This window comes from Bartonella sp. MM73XJBT, assembly GCF_028618465.1.
Taxonomy (GTDB): Bacteria; Pseudomonadota; Alphaproteobacteria; order Rhizobiales; family Rhizobiaceae; genus Bartonella.
Genome location: NZ_JAQISY010000007.1, coordinates 14,628 through 36,367, shown reverse-complemented (window position 1 = coordinate 36,367; position 21,740 = coordinate 14,628). Strand labels below are relative to the sequence as shown.

Here is a 21,740-nt window from a genome sequence, read left to right as displayed (position 1 = left end):
TTCAACCTCATTTATCGGACCTTTCATTGGCCCCTTTGTCTTGGCGCAATACGCCTTTTTTCTCTAATTGACTGGGAGCAATATAGCCCACAGACCGAAGAATATTCAATACACCAGCAGCAAATCCAAGAAAAAGAAAAAATACCAACCCCCATGGCAATGAACCTGCTATCTTATCAAATCCCAACCCCAAAACAACACCTACAACAATACTTGCCAAAAACTCACTGGAAAGCTTAACTGCACGTGCAATTCCACCGTCTTTTTCTTCTCCCCCATCCTTCTCTTCCCGCTTCTTTAATGCCTGTTTACGCATTAAAGCTAAACCTAACTTATGACTACGACATTCCAAATCCTCTGAATGAAAACAGTCTCCTTGCTTTTTTCCTTCAGCTCTCTCTCTTGGCATAACGGGTTCACCGTCCTTTGCCATCATCAGCTCCTTCGTTAAAAAGCAGAGTCAAAACGTACTTTACAAAACCTTGGGCATCATATTGTTCGCGAATTTATTCGTCAAGACGCTAAAAGAAATCTATCACAATTTATCGCAATAAATAATATGCCTTCCAATTTTACAAATTTCAATCACTGATATATCTTAAAATAATCATCTCTCATCTGCAAATCATACAGTGCTCTCTCACCCTAATGCACTTTCTCTCCTTATAACACAACTCTAAAACATATTGAAAAATATCTTTATTGTATATCTCATCCATCATAAGTAAATAATATATGGTTCTCATGAGAGCTTTTTTTATCTTAAAATATAATCTTCAGACTCTGATTTATGGATTTTTCTATAAAGAGAATTTTAGATATAGCTAATACAATTTTTCACAACTGTAAGCGCTTTCTTGATCGTCTCTTCACTGTTGAATATTGATAAACTAGGAAATAGCTTTGCTTTTTATTTGAATAAATCACTGTAAATTTGCTTTTCTGTCCCATAATGCTAAATGTTTAGCAATTTTCTTGACACAAAACAGCATTGTTATGCGTTTTTTCCCAAAACGATTTTGTTTCATATATTGCTTCTTCTCACAACCTCTCCATAAACAATTTTCTTTTTTCTGGGCAAGAGAAGTTGAAATAGCACAAGGGCTTCTCCCAGAGCCTCTCTGTAAACAATCTGAATTTTCTCGAAGGTAGCCTTACTGTTGACACTCATAATGTTTCATCTCATAAACACTTTGGACAGACTCTACTCTGAATATTCGCCATACAATTCATAAAAACACCCCACATGTACAGTTTTATATGCCTCATATCACTATGCTAAAGAATGACGTTTACGCTACAACAAAATGAAGCAATCTCTTGCTCAATAAAGAGCTGTTTTCTCTTTTATTAAAAATAACGACATTATCTATTGAATTGATCAATTCAATCTTGAGAATAATACATTATATTTGTGAAATAAGCTGACTTTTCAATGCATTATTCAACAGACCTTCACTTACTCAAAGAAGAATTATTTCTTTCTGGAACGTACTGCAAAAGGATTATCAGATGCTCGTAATGATATGCGAATTGGTACACCAGGCATATCAAACATATCACGCAATCCATTGGATAGATAACGTAAATACGATTGAGGCATTACTTTTGGTCGCGAACAAGAAATCACAAACCCAGGAGGACGTGTCTTAACCTGTGTTATATATTTAACTTTAAGTCGACGCCCCGAAATTGCCGGTGGAGGATGATGCGCAACAATAGTTTCAAGCCATCGATTCAATTTGCCCGTGGAAATACGGCGATTCCATACACGGTGCATTATCATGACATTTTCCATCAGTTTATCAATTCCCTGACCGTATTGTCCTGATAAAGGGACAGCTCTTAAACCACGAACCTGTGGGAGAAGGCGGCTACATTTTTCATGCAAATCAATCAATGTTTCCTGACTATTCTCTACAAGATCCCACTTATTAAAAGCAATAAGCGGAACGCGTCCTTCACGAATCACAAGATCAGCAATTTGCAAATCCTGCTTTTCAAAAGGTATCGTTGCATCAAAAACAATGACCACAACCTCTGCAAAACGAATGGCACGTAAAGTATCTGCAACAGAAAGTTTTTCTAATTTTTCTTGAATTTTTGACTTTCGACGCAGACCTGCAGTATCAAAAAGTTTAATATGTCGACCGCGCCATTGCCAATCTACCGAAATAGAATCGCGCGTAAGTCCCGCTTCTGGTCCTGTTAATAATCGTTCTTGTTTCAACATGCTATTGATGAGAGTTGATTTTCCTGTATTGGGACGCCCTGCAATTGCAATCCGAATGGGCTTATTTTCATCGTAAACACACTCCTCTTCTTGCAAATCTTCCACATCATCACCAACAGATGCAGGCTCTACAGCAATAGTCTCTCCTTTGTGTTCTCTTTCAAAAGCACGCGCTCTGCCAATAGCATCTATAATTGCATCACGAAGATCTGTAAGCCCCAAACCATGTTCAGCAGATATTGGACAAGGCTCTCCAAACCCTAATGACCACGCTTCATACTCTCCCCCTTTTGCCGCTTTCGACTCAGACTTATTGGCAACAAGCACAATTGGTTTTCCTGACTTGCGTATTAGCGAAGCAAAATTTAAATCACTTGGTGTTACTCCACTTTTCGCATCAAACATAAATAAAATAAGATCTGCTTCATCAATAGCTACTTTTGTTTGAGAACGCATACGCCCCTCAAGGGTATGATCAGCAGCCTCTTCCAAACCGGCTGTATCAATCACATCAAAACGCAAATCTTGAAGTTTTGCCGCATGAATACGCCGATCACGTGTAACGCCTGGCTTATCATCAACCAAGGCTAATTTTTGCCCAACTAACCGGTTAAAAAGTGTTGATTTCCCAACATTGGGGCGCCCAACGATAGCAATGGCAAGGGACATAGATTTATTCCTTATTTGCTTTGCCCTCAGCTTGCATAAGCTCAAGCATAATTCGAGCCCGATCTATTACTTTTGATCTCAGCACACCTTCTGTAGAAATTTTCCGAAAATAATCAGCTGCTTCATCCATCTTACCTGCTTTATATGCTGCTAAACCTAAAGCCTCTCTTGCTAACATACGCATAGGATCAATATCATTTGCCATCTCTTTGACACGCTTTTTGACATCATCGAAGGTTCCTGTATCAACCAAAATATAGGCAGCACGAATTCTTGCAACTTGCCGCAAAATTTGCGGTGCTTTTTCATCAGCAGCAACGGAATCAAAAGCCTCTACCGATTTAACAACATCACCTTGTTCCATAAATAAAGAGGCTTCATGCAAACGAGCAAGAAAAGGATATCCTCCAAAATGAGAGACTTTAACATCTTCCAATTGCTTTAGCGCCTCATCAAATTGACGTTTATCCGCAAAATCAAAGCTTTTAACAAATGCATCACCAACAGAACCGGCTTTTTTTATCTGCTCATGATGATAAACTTGATAAGCAATTATCATGAATATAAAAAGAACAACTGCCCCAATAATTGAAAAACCATAACGCCTCCAAAAAGCAAGAGCCTTTTCCTGACGAAATTCTGCATTAACTTCAGCAATAAAACTATCATACGACATGTATCATACCTTGGAAAAATTACTTTCTTATGCTTTTACGCATAAATGAACAAAGATGGTAGCCCTTATTAACTAAAAATTTTAAATTTTCTCATCCATGTGTTTCAAATCAACATGTATTCGAATCGCTTGGACTTTTGCAATGGCATCAACAAAAAATGATATAACTGCCTTTTGGTTCATATTGCGTTTTTTACCTCTTTAAATTTTGAGAGAAATGATCATTGCCTTAAGATCTATCATGTCACCATCGCCCCTTCTATCAAGAGTTCTTTATATTCCCCTTCCCCCTGTATGTATGGCAGCCATTTTTTTAACTTTAAAACAATAGTTGTATTACATTTTTTTAATTTTCGCTTGTAAAATGATAATGGGAAGGCAATTCTTTTAAAAATTCTTGAACAAAAAGCTATTGTTTTATTGTCATGATTGAAAATACCTATAATCCGATCAATAAATGCTGGAGCTTCGTGAAAGATGAATAAAAATCTCAATCTTAAGCAAAACTCTTTGTATATATAATATCTCTTCACTCCTTGACAAACTTTTGTACCTGATACCTACAGTTTCTAAAAGCATTTCATTGTAATGGCCAAATCCACATGAGCATTGGAACAGCAACAATAACTACCAATACTGCTAGTGGTGCACCAAAGCGTGGATAATCACTAAAACGGTATCCCCCTGGGGCCATTACCAACATATTACTTTGATGTCCAATAGGTGTAAGAAACTCACACCCTGCACCAATGGCAACTGCCATAAGAAAAGCTTCCGGCTTATAATGAAGAGAATGGGCAAAACTTGATGCAATTGGTGCTACCATCATGACTGTCGCTGCATTATTCAAAAATGGCGTTACTAACATGGCTGTAACCAGCATCAGTGCTAAAGCACCAGATGGTGGTAAAAATACCGCCAATTCACTCAGCCATTGTCCTATAAGATCTGTACATCCTGTCTTCTCTAGCGCCTCACTAACTGGAATAAGAGTTGCTAATAAAACTAATATTTGGCCATCTAATGCTTGATACAAATCACGGGCTGGTAAAACGCGAAAAATAACCATTGCTGCAGCAGCAGAAAAAAAAGCAAAGGCAACAGGAACAATATGAAAAGCCGTAAAAATGATCGCTATAAATAAAATAGCCAAAGAGATGAAACCATGTCGTAAATTACCGAACACAATATTACGTTTGGCTAAGGGCAAACATTTCAATTCCCGTAACAAATTTGGAATAATCATATCTTGCCCTTGCAAAACAATTACATCACCAAGATGAAAAACAATATCACCAAGCCTTCCCCGTATCCTTTCATGCTGACGACTTAAGGCAAGAAAATTGACATTATAGCGATCAAAGAGTGAAAACTCTTTTGCACTGATACCAATAAGAGGCGAATTATGTGTAACAACGGCCTCAATAATATCGATGTCACTGTCTTTATCACCCGTAGGAAGAGTTCTATCCGTAGAAAATTCTAAACGAGCAGAATTCATTACACTATCTAATCCTGTATGCGAACCTTCCAGCAAAACAATATCGTTTTCAGACAAAACAAAATCTGGTAGTGGTGAAATAGACACTTTGTTTCTGATGATTTGAAGCACCATAACATCACCACCTGATGGCTTCACCAAATCAACAATGGTTTTTCCTACAATCGGTGAATTTGTTGGAATATGTACTTCTGAAACATAGTTACGAATATCAATAGCATCATCAAACGATACACCTGAACGGACACGAACAGGTAAACGCCAAGAAAAAAACACCACGTATAATACTCCAGCAGTAGCAACAGCTGCACCAACCGGCGTAAAATCAAACATGGTAAAAGGAGCCCCCGTTAAACGCTCTTGCATCGCTGAAATAACAACGTTGGGAGAAGTTCCTATCTGTGTCATAAGACCGCCCAACAAAGAACCAAATGCCATAGGCATCAAAAAAACAGAGGGCGAAACCTGAGAACGGCGAGCAAATTGAAAAGCAATCGGAAGCATGATAGCTAAAGCACCAATGTTTTTCACAAACATTGACAAAAACACCACGGAAATAACCAAAAAAGCCAACTGAAAGCGCACTGATTTTACATCTGGCCATATCCGTTGGATAATAAATTCCATGATACCAGAACGCGATATAGCCGTACTGACAACAAATACACTTCCCACGATCATAACAATATCATTACTGAAACCGCTAAATGCCTCCTTCGGACTGACAAGTCCAACAGTACAAGCAATCAATAAGGTACAAATAGCAACAAGATCATAACGGAATCTATCCCAAATAAAAACAACCATCATGAATCCAATGATAGTAAACGCCATTATTTGATCTTCTGTCATGATACCCATCTTTCCCCATTAGATTTCAATAAATAATAACATATGTTTTATTTTTTAACTTTCCCTATAAATAGCAGCAAGATAAAAGCTTACATGAGAAAACTTTTAAATATTTTAATGACAAACATAATCGTAATCGACACAGACTTTCTTCTTATGAAATGATTTTTTATAAAATATTGAAATTAAAGAAATTTGGTGACATCTGATGAAAGCATATTGCCAAAAAGATGAGAATGATTCTACATGTACAAAGCGGGTGGAGGGAGATAACTGTTCGGTGCATACTCTATCTGAACCTTTGTCCTCGCTTAAAGGAACTTGTCTATATTCTCACATACAATGATAAAAGCGAAAGAAGAAATGATGGTTAATCTTAATAGTGAGTATCACAGTAATCTAAGATATTGGCTAACTTGTATTATTGGTTTTTTTACTGTCCTAGCAATTATAATTGTTGGTGGTTTTTATATGGCAAAACCCTATCTTAATAATTTTGTGAAACAAGAAATAGCCCGCCGTTCTATAAAAGCGGAAACATCCGATGTTAGTATCATAGGTAAAGTCAACTTAACAAATGTTACACTCCCGACCCCTGCTGGCACATCACTTAAAATTGGTGCTCTTTCTGCTCGTCCTCCTATTTCTTTTATCCCTGGCGCTTTTACATTCTATAATGTTGATTTGACGTATCATGATATTCATGTGAGAATTCCCCAAATTTCTCTCAATGGTGTCTTTCTAAAGGAAAAAGATAGTACAATCACATCGCGCCTTTTGCAATCAATTATGCGGATTGAACTTTCCTCAATCGTTGCTCCGGATATACAGCTTTCTGTGAACAATACCCATCAAAATGTTGAAAAATTTGAAATGAAGAATTTTCAGCTTTCTGATTTAAAAAATGGTCATATTCGCTCTATTGGCTTTAAAAACATGGACTTAACAACGATAGCAGTAAATGGTGCTAAACAGATGTCTCTTGTCGCTAAAAGTGATGCAATAAAAGCCCATGACATTGATATTAATTACGCATATTCCATTATTCTGGGGGAAAACAACGTTCTCAATCAAGGAAAAACCATTACTGGCACCATTTCTTTGAATAATATAAGAGTTGATCTTTTTCAAGAAACAGAAAAAAATGCTTCTTTCTTGCTCGGACAATTTAAAACATCTGGTCTAAAAATGAAGCCGCTTAAACAAACGCCTGAAAAATTGATTAAAGCTTATCTTAACGCCAGAAAAGAAAATAATCAGGACGCTGAAAAAACAGCACGAAATGGTATCCTTCTCAATACACTGCTCGCTATTACCTCAGCTGATGCAGAAGTGAATAATCTCGCCATTGATATACCACAGTTGAAAGCAACGCTTGAATCATTCCAATTCAAACCAAGCCTGTGGAAGCAACCTATACCGAAAAAACTTCTTCTTTCTCTTAATAACTTTTCAGTTTTACCTAAAAAAATAGAAAAAAAAGACTTAGATTTACTCAAAAAAATAAACCTTGAACGTTTTGATCTTTCAGGAAAACTAGATATTTCTTATGATGAAAAAAAACGTATGCTTTCTCTTAATGCAATGTCTTTCAACATCAAAAATATTGGATCTGGAAAAATAACCGCAAAGGTTGTTGATGTTGATGAAAAACTTTTTTCTGCCCAAAAAGATTTTATGATCGCTGCTTCTCAAAATCTTGGTCTTACCGATATTGACATCAGCTATACGGATGCTGGTTTTATTGATAAGCTTTTTTCTTATCTTGCACAAAATCTTAGTGACACAAAACATGATCTTAAAAAAGAACTCTATGATAACTTCTATCTGATGATGACACAAACTCCAAAACTACTGCTAAAAAGTCATGACGAAGCGGAAAAGATTTCAAAGGCTTTTGGCGAGTTTGCTGAAAATCCTCAAACCTTGGTTATCAAAATTAAAGCAAAAGACAACAAGGGACTCACAATAAATGATCTTGAATCTGCCTTACAAAATGATTTGTCCACAGTTTTGAACAAAGTACATCTCTCCGTAAAGAATGAAGCATTACCTTAAAAGCCATGTTTTAGCATTCAGCATGATGTTGTTGTCTATAATTTAAAAGCTTTATTCCTCTTTTTTCTTTTGTATGATACAAAAAAAGTATCATACGGAGTAGCTTGTGCAAAATATATATTTGTGAAATTGCTGATAGTTGGAGTTGTTCATGTCTGATTTATCTTCAAATCGCCTACCCAATCGTGCTTCTCGTGTTACCAACCAAGCACTTTCCGCTATCGAGCGTTTTCTCCATATTGAAGCTCTCAGCGGTATTGTCCTTTTATTAGCTGCTGCTGCTGCACTCATTTTTGCCAATTCTCAATATGCGTCTCTTTATGAATCTTTTTGGCATACACCTTTTGGCTTTAACTTTGGCCATTTCTCCCTCTCATGGGATTTGCATTTCTGGGTTAATGATGCCCTTATGACTATTTTCTTTCTCGTCGCAGGAATGGAAATTCGACGTGAAATTCATGAAGGTGCTCTTGCCGACTTTAAACAAGCAGTACTACCAATCGTTGCAGCAATAGGTGGAGTTTGTCTTCCAGCAATTATTTATTTTAGCTTCAACTTTAATGGGGGACATACGAATGGTTGGGCTGTGCCAACAGCAACAGATATTGCCTTTGCGCTAGGCATTCTGGCTCTCCTTGGCAAAAGAATTCCTTCTAATCTTCATATTATCCTCTTATCTTTAGCAATTATTGATGATATCATTGCAGTTCTCATTATTGCTTTCTTCTACTCAACAAATATTGACCCTAGTGGACTTATTATTGCCGCAGCAGGTATTGCTTTAGTTTTCTTTTTTCAATGGATTGGCCTTGCATCAGCATGGCTTTACATTCTGCCTGGTGCAATCATCTGGTGGGGGTTAATGGCAACAGGTGTTCATCCATCCCTTGCCGGCGTGATTTTAGGCATGATGACCCCTGTTTTTCCTACTCGTACTCTTGTAGCACCGCTCACCATGTTGAGCAACGCAATGCAAGTTCTTCAAGAAAAAAATACCAAAACAGATCTACATCATATTTCAACTGCATTGAAAAAAATGCGTAAAGGACAACGCGATATGATCGCGCCAGTAATACGTGTTCAAAAAGCATTGCATCCATGGGTTGCCTACGGCGTTATGCCAATTTTTGCCTTTGCAAATGCTGGTGTTAGTTTTGCAAATTTTGATCTTTCTTCTCATGAATCGTTGTTCATTGTGCTTGGTGTTGTGATTGGTCTGTTTGTGGGTAAACCTTGTGGTATTATTGCTGCTAGTTATTTCGCAGTGAAATCAGGATTATGTCGCCTGCCTCCTCAGATGACGTGGACAGGCCTTTTACTCATTGGCTTTTTAGCAGGAATTGGCTTTACAATGTCTATTTTCGTTTCAATGCTTGCTTTTAAGGATATTATCCTGCTTGATTCTGCAAAAATTGGTGTCCTTTGTGGGTCTGGTTTATCAGCTCTGGCTGGTCTTGGATATGGATTCATTTATATCAAGCGCAATAAAAAAGCTCTTCATAGTTCTCAGTAAAACAAATAACAGTATTTTTTATGCTCGCTTTTAAAAGGTAATTTAGCTTATTCATTGCGCTAAAATTTATTCTAATGGTAGAGAAAAATGAGGAAAATTTTCTAACCTGCTTTATCTCATCATCAATAAGTCAGTAAAAAAGGCTTATTTTCTTTCAAACTTATTCTCTGATAAACTTTATAAAAAAAATGGAATTTAAATAATGTCTGACCTACATAGAGAAATATGCCTGCATCTGATTAAATCTTAACTCACAAATGCAAAGAGACCTTGCCTATTGAGATAATCAATAAAGCAATCATCATAGAACAAATTGCTCATTGCAAGTATTTGCAGAAAAATAGATAATATTTAAAAGTATCTCAACATACTCCCATTGCGCAAACTGTGGTTAAAACAGAATGCCACTCAGTTGCCAATTCACGGGCTTGTTTTAAAGAGACATCTCTCAAGGTACCAAGCCCATTTCGCGACGGCACCCATGAATGGTACAACAATAAAGCCATTGAGCACCGCCATCTTTACGCTTGTGGAGTAATAAGCCGGCATCATCTTTATATTTACCAGCCCCCAATGTTGCTACAGCCCTTGGCACTTAAGACGATTCATAAGAGGCATTTTTACTCCTTTCTTGTACAGTTTTTACTCACACTCCAGCCCCGCTTTTGACGTGCAAGCAAGTGAACTTGATTGATTCACGATAAGCAGATTTGAAACGAAAGAATCTTACGATACTCGGGACTCTCCTTCAATATGAATAACACTAAATTAGCTTTATAAATCAATGTGTTGTATACAACAGAATACATGACGTTTGGTTGATTGAGAGCTATCCTATTATGCTATAAAATATTGTCATTTAGGGTAGTGATATAAGACCCTACACACTTTAAATGTTTTTAGATGATGTGGTGGATATTCAAAGCAGGACTTTTCCTTAAAACCTTACGACGCGAATTATACGAATGGTCAGCAGGTGAAACCAACCGAGAGGAGCTGGATTGTTTATAGATTAGCAGTGGTGGGAATCTTCGTTATTGAGGACTAGAAAAAGATCAGAAGAAAATGTTTTACTGCGCTTACTGTAAATACCCCATATCCAAGACCTGTAAGCGCAAATAAATCAATTACGATAGGGGAAAAAGAGAGTTTTGGTACATTTCCTCAATTGAGAATATTTCTTTAGGAGTAACTATTGCACAAACATTTATTTGAGATTTTTATTCATCTTTCACGAAAAGAATAAATCTACGAGATACAGATAGAGTTTTCTAATCATCGCTTTATGAAAATAGAAAATATCCATGAAACATAGTACAGCAAACCAATTTTGTATAACTGTGTAAACAATCCTATGAAATCAAAAACATGGACGCATCTTAGCATTTACAAAATTTCCTCTCTAAACATGTTTCTTTGAAAAGATGGTATACTTATTCTTTTCTTCTCGGCATTTATGCAGCAAATTCTCCACTGTCCTATACACTCTGTATATATGCATAGTCCATATTTTTAGAAATCTTTTTAGATCTAAAGAATGTCTATCCCTTATCAAGTCCATAAACAGCATGTAATGTTCTCACAGCAAGTTCAGTGTAAGCGCTATCAATCAAAATAGAAATCTTAATCTCTGAGGTCGTGATTGCTTGAATATTAATACCCTTTTCTGCCAAAGCCTTAAATGCCGTAGCCGCAACACCTGCATGGCTGCGCATTCCAATACCAATAACAGAAACCTTGGCAAGATCACTCTCAAATTGGATAACATCAAACCCAATTTCTTTACGATTTTTCTCAAGAAGAGTAACAGCCTTATCTACATCTGCTGACGGTACAGTAAAAGTCATATCCGTTTTCGAGCCATCTTCAGAAATATTTTGCACAATCATATCGACATTAATTTGCTCTTCCGCCAAGGGACCAAAAATTGCTGCAGAGATCCCTGGACGATCTGCAAGCCGACGCAAAGAAATTTGCGCTTCATCCTTAGCAAAAGCAATACCAGTAACATTTTGTTGTTCCACGATTTCATCCTCATCGCAAATAAGTGTTCCAGAAGAATTCATTGCATCCCTCGCATCTAATAGATCAGGATTCTCAAAACTCGAACGCACAAAAGTACGGACTTTATGAACCATTGCCAATTCAACAGAACGAACCTGTAAAACTTTTGCACCAAGAGAAGCCATTTCCAGCATTTCTTCAAAAGCAACTTTTGATAAACGGCGTGCCTTAGGCTCTATACGTGGATCCGTTGTATAAACACCATCCACATCTGTATAAATATCGCAGCGGTTAGCCTGTATAGCTGCCGCTATAGCAACAGCACTGGTGTCTGATCCCCCACGCCCTAAAGTAGAAATCCGATTATCTGGAGATAACCCTTGAAAACCAGCAATAACGGCAACCTGACCTTCCTGAAAACACTGTATCAAAAAAGATCCATCAATATCTGTAATACGTGCACGACTATGCGCACTGTCGGTGCGAATAGGAATTTGCCAACCAAGCCATGAACGAGCATTCACGCCCATTTCTTGGAGTGTAAGAGCCAATAAACCCGCTGTTACCTGTTCCCCAGAAGAAACAACGACATCATATTCGTAAGTATCTTTATATATTGGCGAAGCCTCACAAGTCCACTGAACAAGCTCATTGGTTTTTCCAGCCATTGCGGATACCACAACCGCAACCTCATTGCCTGCATCCACCTCCCTTTTAACATGCCGTGCAACATTATGAATACGTTCAATGTTTGCTACAGATGTTCCGCCAAATTTCATGACAATGCGTGCCATCGCTCACACTCTTACCTTTACATTTCTTCTCTCAAACGACAGTGAGAATAGAGACTTACTACCGTATCAGCAAACTATCCTTTCACATACCGAATATCTATCATTTGTGCAAGTTTCGTTATGTTTATATTATTTTCTCTTGACTTTAAAATAAAATCCATCTGACTTAATCATAAAAAAGTAAAAGGAGCGTGACATGCTAAATGAAAAGCGTACGACTATTGACCAAGATGAAATTGATCATTTTTCACGTATCGCTACGGAATGGTGGAATCCACAAGGAAAATTTCGCCCTCTTCATCAATTCAATCCAACACGTCTTGCTTACATTAGAGAAAAAATCTGTTTAGAATTTAAGCGTGATCCTGTTTCACTTACACCCTTCAAAAATTTGAGAATTCTTGATATTGGTTGTGGTGGTGGCTTGTTATGCGAACCAATGGCACGTCTTGGTGCTATGGTTGTGGGAGCTGATGCTGCGCATACAAATATTGAAGTCGCAAAAAAACATGCAGCCCAAAATGGTCTTTCAATTGATTATCGTATCACCACTGCAGAAGCACTTGCCAATGACGGAGAACAATTTGATATCATCCTCAATATGGAAGTTGTTGAACATGTGGCTGATGTTAATCTCTTCATAGCAGCCACAGCAAAAATGCTCAAACCACAAGGGTTGATGTTTGTCTCGACACTCAACCGCACATGGAAGTCATGGGGACTGGCTATTATAGGTGCTGAATACATCCTACGTTGGCTTCCCAAAGGAACACATGACTATAAAAAATTCTTAAAACCTCACGAACTTAAAAATTTTCTATTCCAAAATACTCTTACTGTTGTTGATGAGCTTGGTATTACTTATAATCCATTAAATGACAGCTGGAATCGTTCAAAAGATATGGCTGTTAACTATATGTTTCTGGCAAAAAATAATCGGTAAGCATACATCTACAATTTCTCTACGTCTTGCAACAAAGAATTGAGCTCCCCCTCTTCTTCTAAAGTATACAGATCATCACAACCGCCTACATGATAATCACCTATAAAAATTTGTGGAAATGTATTACGCCCATTGGCGCGCTGCACCATTTCTTGGCGGAGAGAAGTAGACGCATCAATATCTGTATATTTTACCCTTTTTTTATCAAGTAAATCTCTTGCTCTCGTGCAGTAAGGACAATGAGGACGTGTATAAAGTACGATCTCTTTCATAATGTTATTCTCCAATCTTTTCAAATTCGTTTTGGCTTAAAGCTTCTCTTAAAAATTAGGAAAAATAGAAGCCTCGTTTAGTACACGCGAAAATGTCAACACATCAACTTGACGCGCACCTGCACGTTTTAATGTTGCAGCAGCTGCTGTAACTGTTGCACCTGTTGTGAAAACATCATCAATGAGCAAAATAGAACGCCCCCTTAAATATTTTTTCACTTTATCAGGTACCTCAAAGGCATTCAACACATTTAGTTTTCGTTCCCTAGCAGATAAATTCACCTGCGGACGGGTATGTCGACAACGCACAAGCCAGCCAGGCTTAAAATTTTTTTTCTGCGCTCCTGCAATATAACGAGCAAGCTCAGCAGATTGATTATAGCGTCTCTTCAAAAAACGACGAAAATGCAAAGGAATGGAAATAATAACATCACAATCATCTATAATCTCGCGCCCAGCAGATACCATCCAATTCGCCATAAAAGATGCCAGTTCTATGTGATCTCCATATTTCAATCGCGTTACTAAAGCTTGCGCCACGCCTTTGTGAACAATAGCTGAGCGAACACGCGAAAAAGGATAAGAGTGTTTAAGAGCTTCACCACTGAGAAAACCATCTCCCATATCACAAACAAAAGGAATTCCCATAACAGGACAATAGGGTTTTGTAATAAATTGGAGTCCTCTCCAACATTCAGGACAAATCGTACCACAAGAAGAAACTCTTTGCTTACATCCAGGACAAATTGGTGGATACAAAACTGTGAGCAAGCGCTCAAAGAACTTACTTAATATACTCCCGCCATTTAACGCCACTTCCTGAAAGTATAACATCGTTAATTTAGGCTTTTATAGCTTCCCTATACAAAAAATCCTTTTACATTTTTTAACTTTAATTCCTTTAAAAACTCTTACTTCTTATAAATTTGTTTTTCTTTCACATCATAAGCTTGACAGAGCTTGCGCAAAAATGAACCTTCTCAAAATATACGCATTACAAATTGAAAGACTTTAACAATATGTCACATCCTTTCATTTTTGATCACGACCGCATTGAACAATTCCGCAAACGTGCTTTCCAAAAAGCAAAAGAAGGACATGACTTTTTACTGTCCCATATGGCTGAAGATCTCTTTAGGCGCCTCAGTACTGTTGATCGTCTCTTTACATTAGCGCTCGATTTACACAGCCATACAGATCTTGCTGCGCAAGCTCTTCTGAGAACTGGAAAAGTCCATTGCATAGAACGTATCGAGACCGATATGCTTTATCAAAGCCATGACAAAAAATTTCATTTACGTTCTCGAGAATTTCTTGATTTTCCCCCCAATTATTGTGACCTTATCGTGTCACTTCTTTCATTACAATTGACCAATGATACCCCTGGCGTTCTTAGTCAGATAAAAAATATCCTAAAACCAGATGGCTTATTTCTGGCTGTTATGGCGGGGGCTGGTACACTTAGAGAATTACGTGAATGCCTCCTTCAAGCTGAAATGGAAATCTATGATGGAGCAAGCCCTAGGATCTATCCTTTTGCCGATATTCGTGAGGTTGGTGCTCTTTTGCAGCGTGTTGGTTTTGCTCTGCCTGTCGCAGATATTGAAGATGTTACCATACGCTACAATACAATGTTTGATCTCATAAATGATCTTAAAGCTATGGGAATGCAAAATGCGCTCATCAATCGCTCACGGCGTCCTGTATCCAAACGCTTTTTTCTCCGTGCAGCTGAAATTTATGCACAACAATTTAGCGATCCTGATGGTCGCATTCGCGCACATTTTTCTTTTATTTGGCTGTCTGGTTGGGCCCCTCACCCAAATCAGCAAAAACCTATAAAACCAGGATCAGCACAAATATCTCTTACAAATGTTTTTGTAAAACACCCTAAAAAACTGTAGATTTAACATGGAAATTATTTTTCAAAGATGCTTCTATCCGTTGTCCTTAACATCTGACTGGTTATCGTTCCAGCCAACATTGAATCACTTACATTGAGAGCTGTACGCCCCATATCAATGAGAGGTTCAATAGACATAAGTACAGCAACCAAGGAAACAGGAAGCCCCATAATGGGCAATACTATTAATGCAGCAAAAATAGCACCACCACCAACACCAGCAACACCAATAGAACTCAACGTTACAACACCAACAAGAGTAGCAATCCACATAGGATCAAGAGGATTAAGCCCCATAGAGGGCGCTATCATGGCTGCAAGCATTGCTGGATAAAGACCTGCACAACCATTCTGTCCAATTGTTGCTCCAAAAGAAGCTGCAAAACTGGCTATTGATTGTGGTACGCCAATCCATTGCGTTTGCGCCTCAATATTCAAAGGAATACTTGCAGCACTAGAACGACTGCTAAAAGCAAATGTCAAAACTGGCAAAACTTTTTTGAAAAACCGGAAGGGATTAATTCCTGATATGCCAAGCAATACACCATGAATTGCAAACATAAGTATAATACCAACATAGGAAGCGATAATAAAAACCAATAAATTTAAAATATCGGCAACGTGTGAAGATGCTCCTACTTTAGTCATCAGTGCAAAAATACCATAAGGCGTCAAAGCAATCACAATACGGACTAACCGCATAATCCAAGCTTGTGCTACTTGAATAAATAAAAGTGCTTTTTCCCCTTTTTCTGGATCATCTTTCTTTAAAAAAAGAGCTGCAGTCCCTAAAAATGATGCAAAAATAACAATACTGATAATTGATGTACGTTTAGCTCCACTCAATTCAGCAAAGGGGTTTTTAGGAATCAAAGATAAAATCATCTTCGGAATATTCATATCTCCAAGTTGAGAAATACGATCCCCAAGAACAGCAGAAACATTTTGTCCTTCATGGATCAAACCACTCGTTGTTAATCCAAAGACATTAACAACTAAGACTCCAACCAACGCTGAAAGAGCAGTGGTAAAGAGCAATATTGAAATTGTCATTATACTCATTTTTCCAACAGCATAAACAGAATGCAAATGAGCAACTGCTGAAACGATAGAGATAAAAACCAATGGCATCACAATCATTTGTAGTAACAGGATATAGCCATTACCAACAATGTTAAACCATTCAACCGATTTCAACAAAGTGGTTTCACCTTCGCCATAAATAACCTGCAAAATACTTCCAAAAATTAAACCAAGGATAAGCCCTAGCATAACACGTAGTGAGAGACTCCATTTCATCCTCTTACTTTGGGCAAGCCATAATAAGAAAATAACAAATAGAAATAAATTGATAAAAAAATTAAATGTCATTGTTTATGCCCACTATTGTTATGCTTGAGATTGAATAATATGCACAATCTAAAATCAATGCCTAATATTCGAAAATGGAATATAAAGCTTACAAAGCTTTTACAAAATCATTATTTTTTTAATTTATAGGTTAAAAGAGGAATTTTTATCTATTAATAGCTGTTTAAAGAAGATAAAAAAATTAAATAAAAGCACTCCCCCCTTAATCTATCAAAGTTTATGGATAAAATATAAACAGTGCACATTATATCTCAAAACTCAAAAAACAATTTCAATATACCTTATTGTATAAATAGCATGAGCATTTTCTCCTGCTTTTTAAAGCAACAAAACCTTTTATAATGCTCTGTAAATTTCCGGATAATTCTATAGCTTGTTTTTCTTCATATACCCCCAAATTATCCTTGCTAATTTTATAATCAATATTTTGCATTGTTTTTCGCATCATTTCTTTTAAAATACGGATCATATTATCGAAAAGAACCTTGACATATTCTTTCTCAGCTCTCGGTAAAACCCTCTTTTTTGTTATTTGAAACACCTGTTGTACATTCTCTGCTGTGATAAATATTCCTTTTAAATAACAAAAATATAAATATAATGATTTTGGAACTTATAATGTCATATTCAAGAACAGATAGATACATATTATCTTTTACGTATAGCATTCTTTAATAGAGTTTTACTCCTCACAAAGCACACCATATTATTGTACTGCACATTGATACGCTGGTTTTAAAGAAATGCCTTTCAATGCTCCCAAGTCCACCGCACGGCGTATCCTCTAAATAGTATAACATAAAACCATTGAACACTAAGCTCTTTAAAAGCTATAAAGGGGTAAGCTAGCGCCCTTATAATTATTTACCAGCTCACTATTTTTCGAGAGTCCTTGTATTGAAACGGCTTATTAGAGGCATTTTTTTCAATAGTTTTTCTCTACAAATCTCGCTTGCGGCATACAAGGAACTGTTTTTAATTGTTTCACTATAAGGGGATTTGAAATAAGAAAAATTTATAATATTTGAGACTCTCATTTAATATCAAAACAATAAATTATCGTTATAAGTCAAATGTTTTATTCTAAATATCGCGCGTATTATTTAATATAAATTGGAATAAATTATCAAAAAACAGCACATATTATCTGTATAAATTAGTTAAGCAATATTTGGCACTCCAGCAGTTGTCTTCCACATCTACTTGTTTATTATAACAAGAACTCAATTTCTTTATGCCTAATTTATTGTTTGTCTTCTATATTTGTATTATTGAGATGTACTAAGATATATAGTCTAAATCAGATAGAATAAGCTTTATAGCTATATTAAAATAAAAACGATAATGATTTAGAGTACCGTGTCGCTAAAGGATATATTAAGGATATGCAAGAGAAAAATCGAGCTCCTTATACTGAGAGAATATAATAATAAGCAATTTAGGAAATTAAAGCTTTCCAAACTTTATGCAATTAATGATTGGAATAATTTAAAAGAAATTTTCTTTTAGTAAAATTTACAACAAACTTTCATGATTCAATGTTTGAGTACACAAAAAACTCTCAATTCTCCAACTGGTATTAGCCGAGAAAAGCAACTTATGGATACGAGAAAAAATAACACCCAATCCTCTGAATCGTTAAAAAACGCTGTTATAATTTGCGCTCTTGCTATATAGATGTCTTTTATTATGTCGTAAAGAGAGGAATAAAAGCCTCAACGAGATATTACCACTTTAAAAAGTAAAAATAGAGCAATATATGCTTTTATCTCATAATAAAAGTTTTTTGTCTTATTCGCATAATAATTGAGTGCTTATAGGTTTATTTTTAATAACATAAGCTACTCTCTGTATAGAATAAATAATATATTAAGATAAAAAGAGAAATAATTAAGTAACAAAACAATATTTAAATTTGAAATCTTATTCAAAAATACTTTCTTAGAATAACACATTTTATTTATAAAAAATTTATTTATCTATAAATTAAAATATATCTCTAAATAAAATTTAAATTTTCTTAATTTATATTTAAAAAATTGTTTTCTTATACTTTACAAATGAAACTCGCTTTATTGATAAAGACATTTAAGAAATAGCTCATGCCTCTTTATGAATCATATTAATATTAAGAGCAGAGATACAATTTTGATTGAGGAAATATTATAATGGTGCTGATCTATTATTTCCATTAAGTTAAATGAGAATGCTCAATTACTTTTAACATTATACCTTTGATAAAGCTGAAAAATAGGCTTTAAAGCCAAATGAAATGTCTCTCTAAAGAGAAACCACAAATGAGTCATAATAATGATACGCCACTCTGTAAAAGTGCAGAGCAGTTTTTGCTTTTAAATTTAATAAGCACATTCTAAAAATAGAGGTTCTACAGTACCACTCCACAGTGAATGATAAAAAGATAAAAACCTATCCGCATCTGTCTGTCCCATTGCAATCACTTCTTCTAGAGGAACCAGAAAAATCGTCTCATCCAAACCATCAGCATCATACTGTCGGCGATTTTTTAAGCCCTTGCGTGAAATAGCAACAGCTTGACGGGCTATTTCTAAAATGGTGGTCTGACGAAAAGGTGTTCTTAATCCTTCTTTAGGAACACGTCCACGCATCTCCAAAACTTCTTCAAAACACCAATCTTTTGTCAAAGCCTCTGCTTCATTAAGCGCTTCACTATCGTAAAGAAGTCCAACCCAAAAAGCCGACAATGCACAGATACGCTTCCAAGAGCCACAATCAGCTCCTCTCATTTCTAAAAATCTTTTTAAACGGACTTCAGGAAATAAAGTCGATAAATGATTAATCCAATCTCCCATATTGGGTATTGAATTTGCAACCTGCCCTCTTAATGCCCCATTTATAAATTGACGAAACGTTATATGTGTACAATCATAATAATGACTATCGCGCACAATGAAATACATGGGTACATCAAGTGCCCATTCAACGTAATCAGCAAAACCAAAACTCTCAGAAAATACAAAGGGAAGGACTCCAGATCTCTGATTATCAGTATCGCACCAAATTTCAGAGCGCCAAGATAAAAAGCCATTCGGTTTCCCCTCTGTAAAAGGTGAACTGGCAAATAATGCTGTCGCAATAGACTGTAATTTCATAGAAACTTGCATTTTTCGCCGCATATCAGTTTCAGATGAAAAATCCAGATTAACCTGAACTGTTGATGTGCGATACATCATATCAAGACCACTGTGCCCCACTTTTGGCATATAATTAGCCATAATCTGATAGCGTGATTTAGGCATTCGCGGAGTTTGCGCTAAGGTCCACTTTGGACTAGCACCCATTCCGAGAAAACCAATCCCCAATGGTTCTGAAATTTTCTTAAGAAGAGTTAAATGCTCCATGAGCTCATAATAAGTGTGACCAATTGTTTTTAGTGGTGCACCAGATAATTCAAATTGCCCTCCAGGTTCTAAAGAAATGGCACCTTGATCAACTGATCCTATAAGCCCAATAATATTCCCTTCATCTAAAATAGATCGCCATCCTAAAGCTTCTTGCATTCCCTCTAAAAGTGCACGAATCCCTCTTGATCCTTCATAGGGGACGGGGCGAAAACCATCTATGTAGAACGGAAATTTTTCATGTTCTGTACCGATACGCCAATCATGCTCTTCTTTACACCCCCCTTGGAAATAGCTCACCAAGGAATCTAAGTTATCAATTTCACTCTCATCATTTACATCAAGCGCCATAACTTATTACATCCTATCATCAGTGACATCATTTAAATGAATCGTTTAGAATAATTCTTACACGCTTCTTAATGAATTGACCAATCTCCCACCGTAACATTAAGAAGAGCCAAAGCAGCAACAGCAGCAGTGTCAGCACGTAAAATACGCGGTCCTAAAGATATCGGAATTACAAAAGGGTGCTTTTTTAAAAAGTTTCGCTCTTTTTCACTAAACCCACCTTCTGGTCCAATGAGAACACCAGATGTCGTCATGTCATGCCTTTGTAGAAGATGTAATGGATTATGCGATTTGCACGCTTCATCACAAAAGAATAAAGGGCGTACTCTATCCCAATTTTCTAAAAGTTCTGCTAACGAGACAGCAGTTGCACATTCAGGCAACGATAAAATGCCACATTGTTCAGAAGCTTCAATAACATTAGCCTCCATACGCGCCATATTGATACGCGTAACCTGTGTATGATGCGTTATAACAGGCTGCAAAGTCGACACCCCCATCTCAACAGCTTTCTGCACCATATAATCCAAACGCGCATTTTTAATTGGAGCAAAACAATAAATGAGATTTGAATGCGTCGTTTGCAATCTTTCTTGATGGATAAGCTGAGCGACAACAAATTTTTTCTTAACGGTAATGAGTTTAGCAAGCCATTCGCCATCCTGTCCATTAAAAAGTAAAATTTCCGCTCCTTCTTGCATCCGCAAAACACGGACAAGATAAGAAGCTTGCTCCCCCTCTATCTTTATTTCTTCATTCAAAGCAAGTGGTTGTCGGATAAACAATCTTTTAAGTTTATAATTTATGCGCATAAAAAATCGTACCAAAACTCATTATGATTATCGAAAAAACGGAGAAGAACATATAACAAAAAGAAAAAGTTATATCTATAGAGCTATAACATATAAAGAACTATAGAATTTTTTAGCTTTATGAGATAGGCATGGAACAAATTAGACTCTAAATGATTCTGTTTACAACTTTATAAAAACACACTGTTTATCATTACATTCAATCATTGAAGTATGATTGGAGGGGAAATATGACTGCTAAAAAAGCCGCAATTATTACTATTACCACTCTTTTAGCCTTTATTCTCATTACTATAGGCATTGGCTCTGTTGGAGCGGATGAGGATCATACAATCAGCAAAGATGGTTATGGTATTTCTTCTAAAGCTTCAATAAACGCAGGTTAGCTTATCCTAAAAAATTTTACGA

At 36.5% G+C, this 21,740-nt stretch carries 15 protein-coding genes and 1 pseudogene; 5 read left to right on the top strand and 11 right to left on the bottom strand.

The window, feature by feature from the left end:
- Nucleotides 1–7 precede the first annotated feature (7 nt).
- The 4 genes from PVV69_RS03795 to PVV69_RS03780 form a co-directional block, all read right to left on the bottom strand.
- On the bottom strand, nucleotides 8–433 hold the full coding sequence (locus PVV69_RS03795) for an AtpZ/AtpI family protein (protein WP_273756512.1): 426 nt from the start codon (nucleotides 431–433) through the stop codon (nucleotides 8–10).
- A 1,041-nt stretch (nucleotides 434–1,474) separates the two neighbouring features.
- Entirely contained in the window at nucleotides 1,475–2,902 is a 1,428-nt protein-coding gene (gene der, locus PVV69_RS03790; protein WP_273756510.1) for a ribosome biogenesis GTPase Der, read from the bottom strand.
- Nucleotides 2,903–2,906: 4 nt separating this feature from the next.
- The gene (locus PVV69_RS03785; protein ID WP_273756509.1) at nucleotides 2,907–3,578 is read right to left on the bottom strand and encodes a tetratricopeptide repeat protein; all 672 of its coding nucleotides are present in this window, start codon (nucleotides 3,576–3,578) and stop codon (nucleotides 2,907–2,909) included.
- Between the two features lie 580 nt (nucleotides 3,579–4,158).
- A complete protein-coding gene (locus PVV69_RS03780; RefSeq protein WP_273756508.1) occupies nucleotides 4,159–5,931 on the bottom strand; it encodes an SLC13 family permease in 1,773 nt (590 codons plus the stop codon).
- Between the two features lie 366 nt (nucleotides 5,932–6,297).
- Here PVV69_RS03780 and PVV69_RS03775 point away from each other — a divergent pair, with 366 nt between their 5' ends.
- Nucleotides 6,298–7,989, top strand: coding sequence for a hypothetical protein (locus PVV69_RS03775; protein ID WP_273756557.1), 1,692 nt, complete (start codon nucleotides 6,298–6,300; stop codon nucleotides 7,987–7,989).
- Between the two features lie 151 nt (nucleotides 7,990–8,140).
- Nucleotides 8,141–9,502 (top strand): Na+/H+ antiporter NhaA, encoded by a 1,362-nt coding sequence (gene nhaA, locus PVV69_RS03770; RefSeq protein ID WP_273756507.1) that lies wholly within the window; start codon nucleotides 8,141–8,143, stop codon nucleotides 9,500–9,502.
- A gap of 392 nt (nucleotides 9,503–9,894) precedes the next feature.
- Here the strand turns inward: nhaA and PVV69_RS03765 are convergent.
- Nucleotides 9,895–10,120 (bottom strand): annotated as a pseudogene (locus PVV69_RS03765) (Arm DNA-binding domain-containing protein); the annotation flags it as partial.
- 923 nt (nucleotides 10,121–11,043) lie between these two features.
- A complete protein-coding gene (locus tag PVV69_RS03760; RefSeq protein WP_273756506.1) occupies nucleotides 11,044–12,300 on the bottom strand; it encodes an aspartate kinase in 1,257 nt (418 codons plus the stop codon).
- Nucleotides 12,301–12,496: 196 nt separating this feature from the next.
- On the opposite strand from PVV69_RS03760, the gene ubiG reads away from it, so the two are divergent.
- Complete coding sequence (ubiG, locus tag PVV69_RS03755) at nucleotides 12,497–13,243, top strand: bifunctional 2-polyprenyl-6-hydroxyphenol methylase/3-demethylubiquinol 3-O-methyltransferase UbiG (protein ID WP_273756504.1); 747 nt, start codon at nucleotides 12,497–12,499, stop codon at nucleotides 13,241–13,243.
- Nucleotides 13,244–13,251: 8 nt separating this feature from the next.
- Here ubiG and grxC read toward each other — a convergent pair whose 3' ends face one another.
- Nucleotides 13,252–13,515, bottom strand: a complete 264-nt coding sequence (grxC, locus tag PVV69_RS03750; protein WP_273756503.1) for a glutaredoxin 3 — start codon at nucleotides 13,513–13,515, stop codon at nucleotides 13,252–13,254.
- A 48-nt stretch (nucleotides 13,516–13,563) separates the two neighbouring features.
- Complete coding sequence (locus PVV69_RS03745) at nucleotides 13,564–14,349, bottom strand: ComF family protein (RefSeq protein ID WP_273720785.1); 786 nt, start codon at nucleotides 14,347–14,349, stop codon at nucleotides 13,564–13,566.
- A 185-nt stretch (nucleotides 14,350–14,534) separates the two neighbouring features.
- Here PVV69_RS03745 and PVV69_RS03740 point away from each other — a divergent pair, with 185 nt between their 5' ends.
- Complete coding sequence (locus tag PVV69_RS03740) at nucleotides 14,535–15,419, top strand: methyltransferase domain-containing protein (RefSeq protein ID WP_273756502.1); 885 nt, start codon at nucleotides 14,535–14,537, stop codon at nucleotides 15,417–15,419.
- A gap of 14 nt (nucleotides 15,420–15,433) precedes the next feature.
- Here PVV69_RS03740 and PVV69_RS03735 read toward each other — a convergent pair whose 3' ends face one another.
- From PVV69_RS03735 to PVV69_RS03725, 3 genes are all read right to left on the bottom strand, one after another.
- Nucleotides 15,434–16,789, bottom strand: coding sequence for an L-cystine transporter (locus tag PVV69_RS03735; RefSeq protein ID WP_273756501.1), 1,356 nt, complete (start codon nucleotides 16,787–16,789; stop codon nucleotides 15,434–15,436).
- A 2,357-nt stretch (nucleotides 16,790–19,146) separates the two neighbouring features.
- Nucleotides 19,147–20,520 carry a glutamate--cysteine ligase gene (locus tag PVV69_RS03730; protein WP_273756500.1) on the bottom strand — a complete coding sequence of 458 codons (1,374 nt, stop codon included), beginning with the start codon at nucleotides 20,518–20,520 and terminating at the stop codon, nucleotides 19,147–19,149.
- A 68-nt stretch (nucleotides 20,521–20,588) separates the two neighbouring features.
- Nucleotides 20,589–21,332 (bottom strand): 16S rRNA (uracil(1498)-N(3))-methyltransferase, encoded by a 744-nt coding sequence (locus PVV69_RS03725; RefSeq protein WP_273756498.1) that lies wholly within the window; start codon nucleotides 21,330–21,332, stop codon nucleotides 20,589–20,591.
- 230 nt (nucleotides 21,333–21,562) lie between these two features.
- Between PVV69_RS03725 and PVV69_RS03720 the strand changes: the two genes are divergently transcribed.
- A complete protein-coding gene (locus tag PVV69_RS03720) occupies nucleotides 21,563–21,718 on the top strand; it encodes a hypothetical protein (RefSeq protein ID WP_273756497.1) in 156 nt (51 codons plus the stop codon).
- The last annotated feature ends 22 nt before the right edge of the window (nucleotides 21,719–21,740 follow it).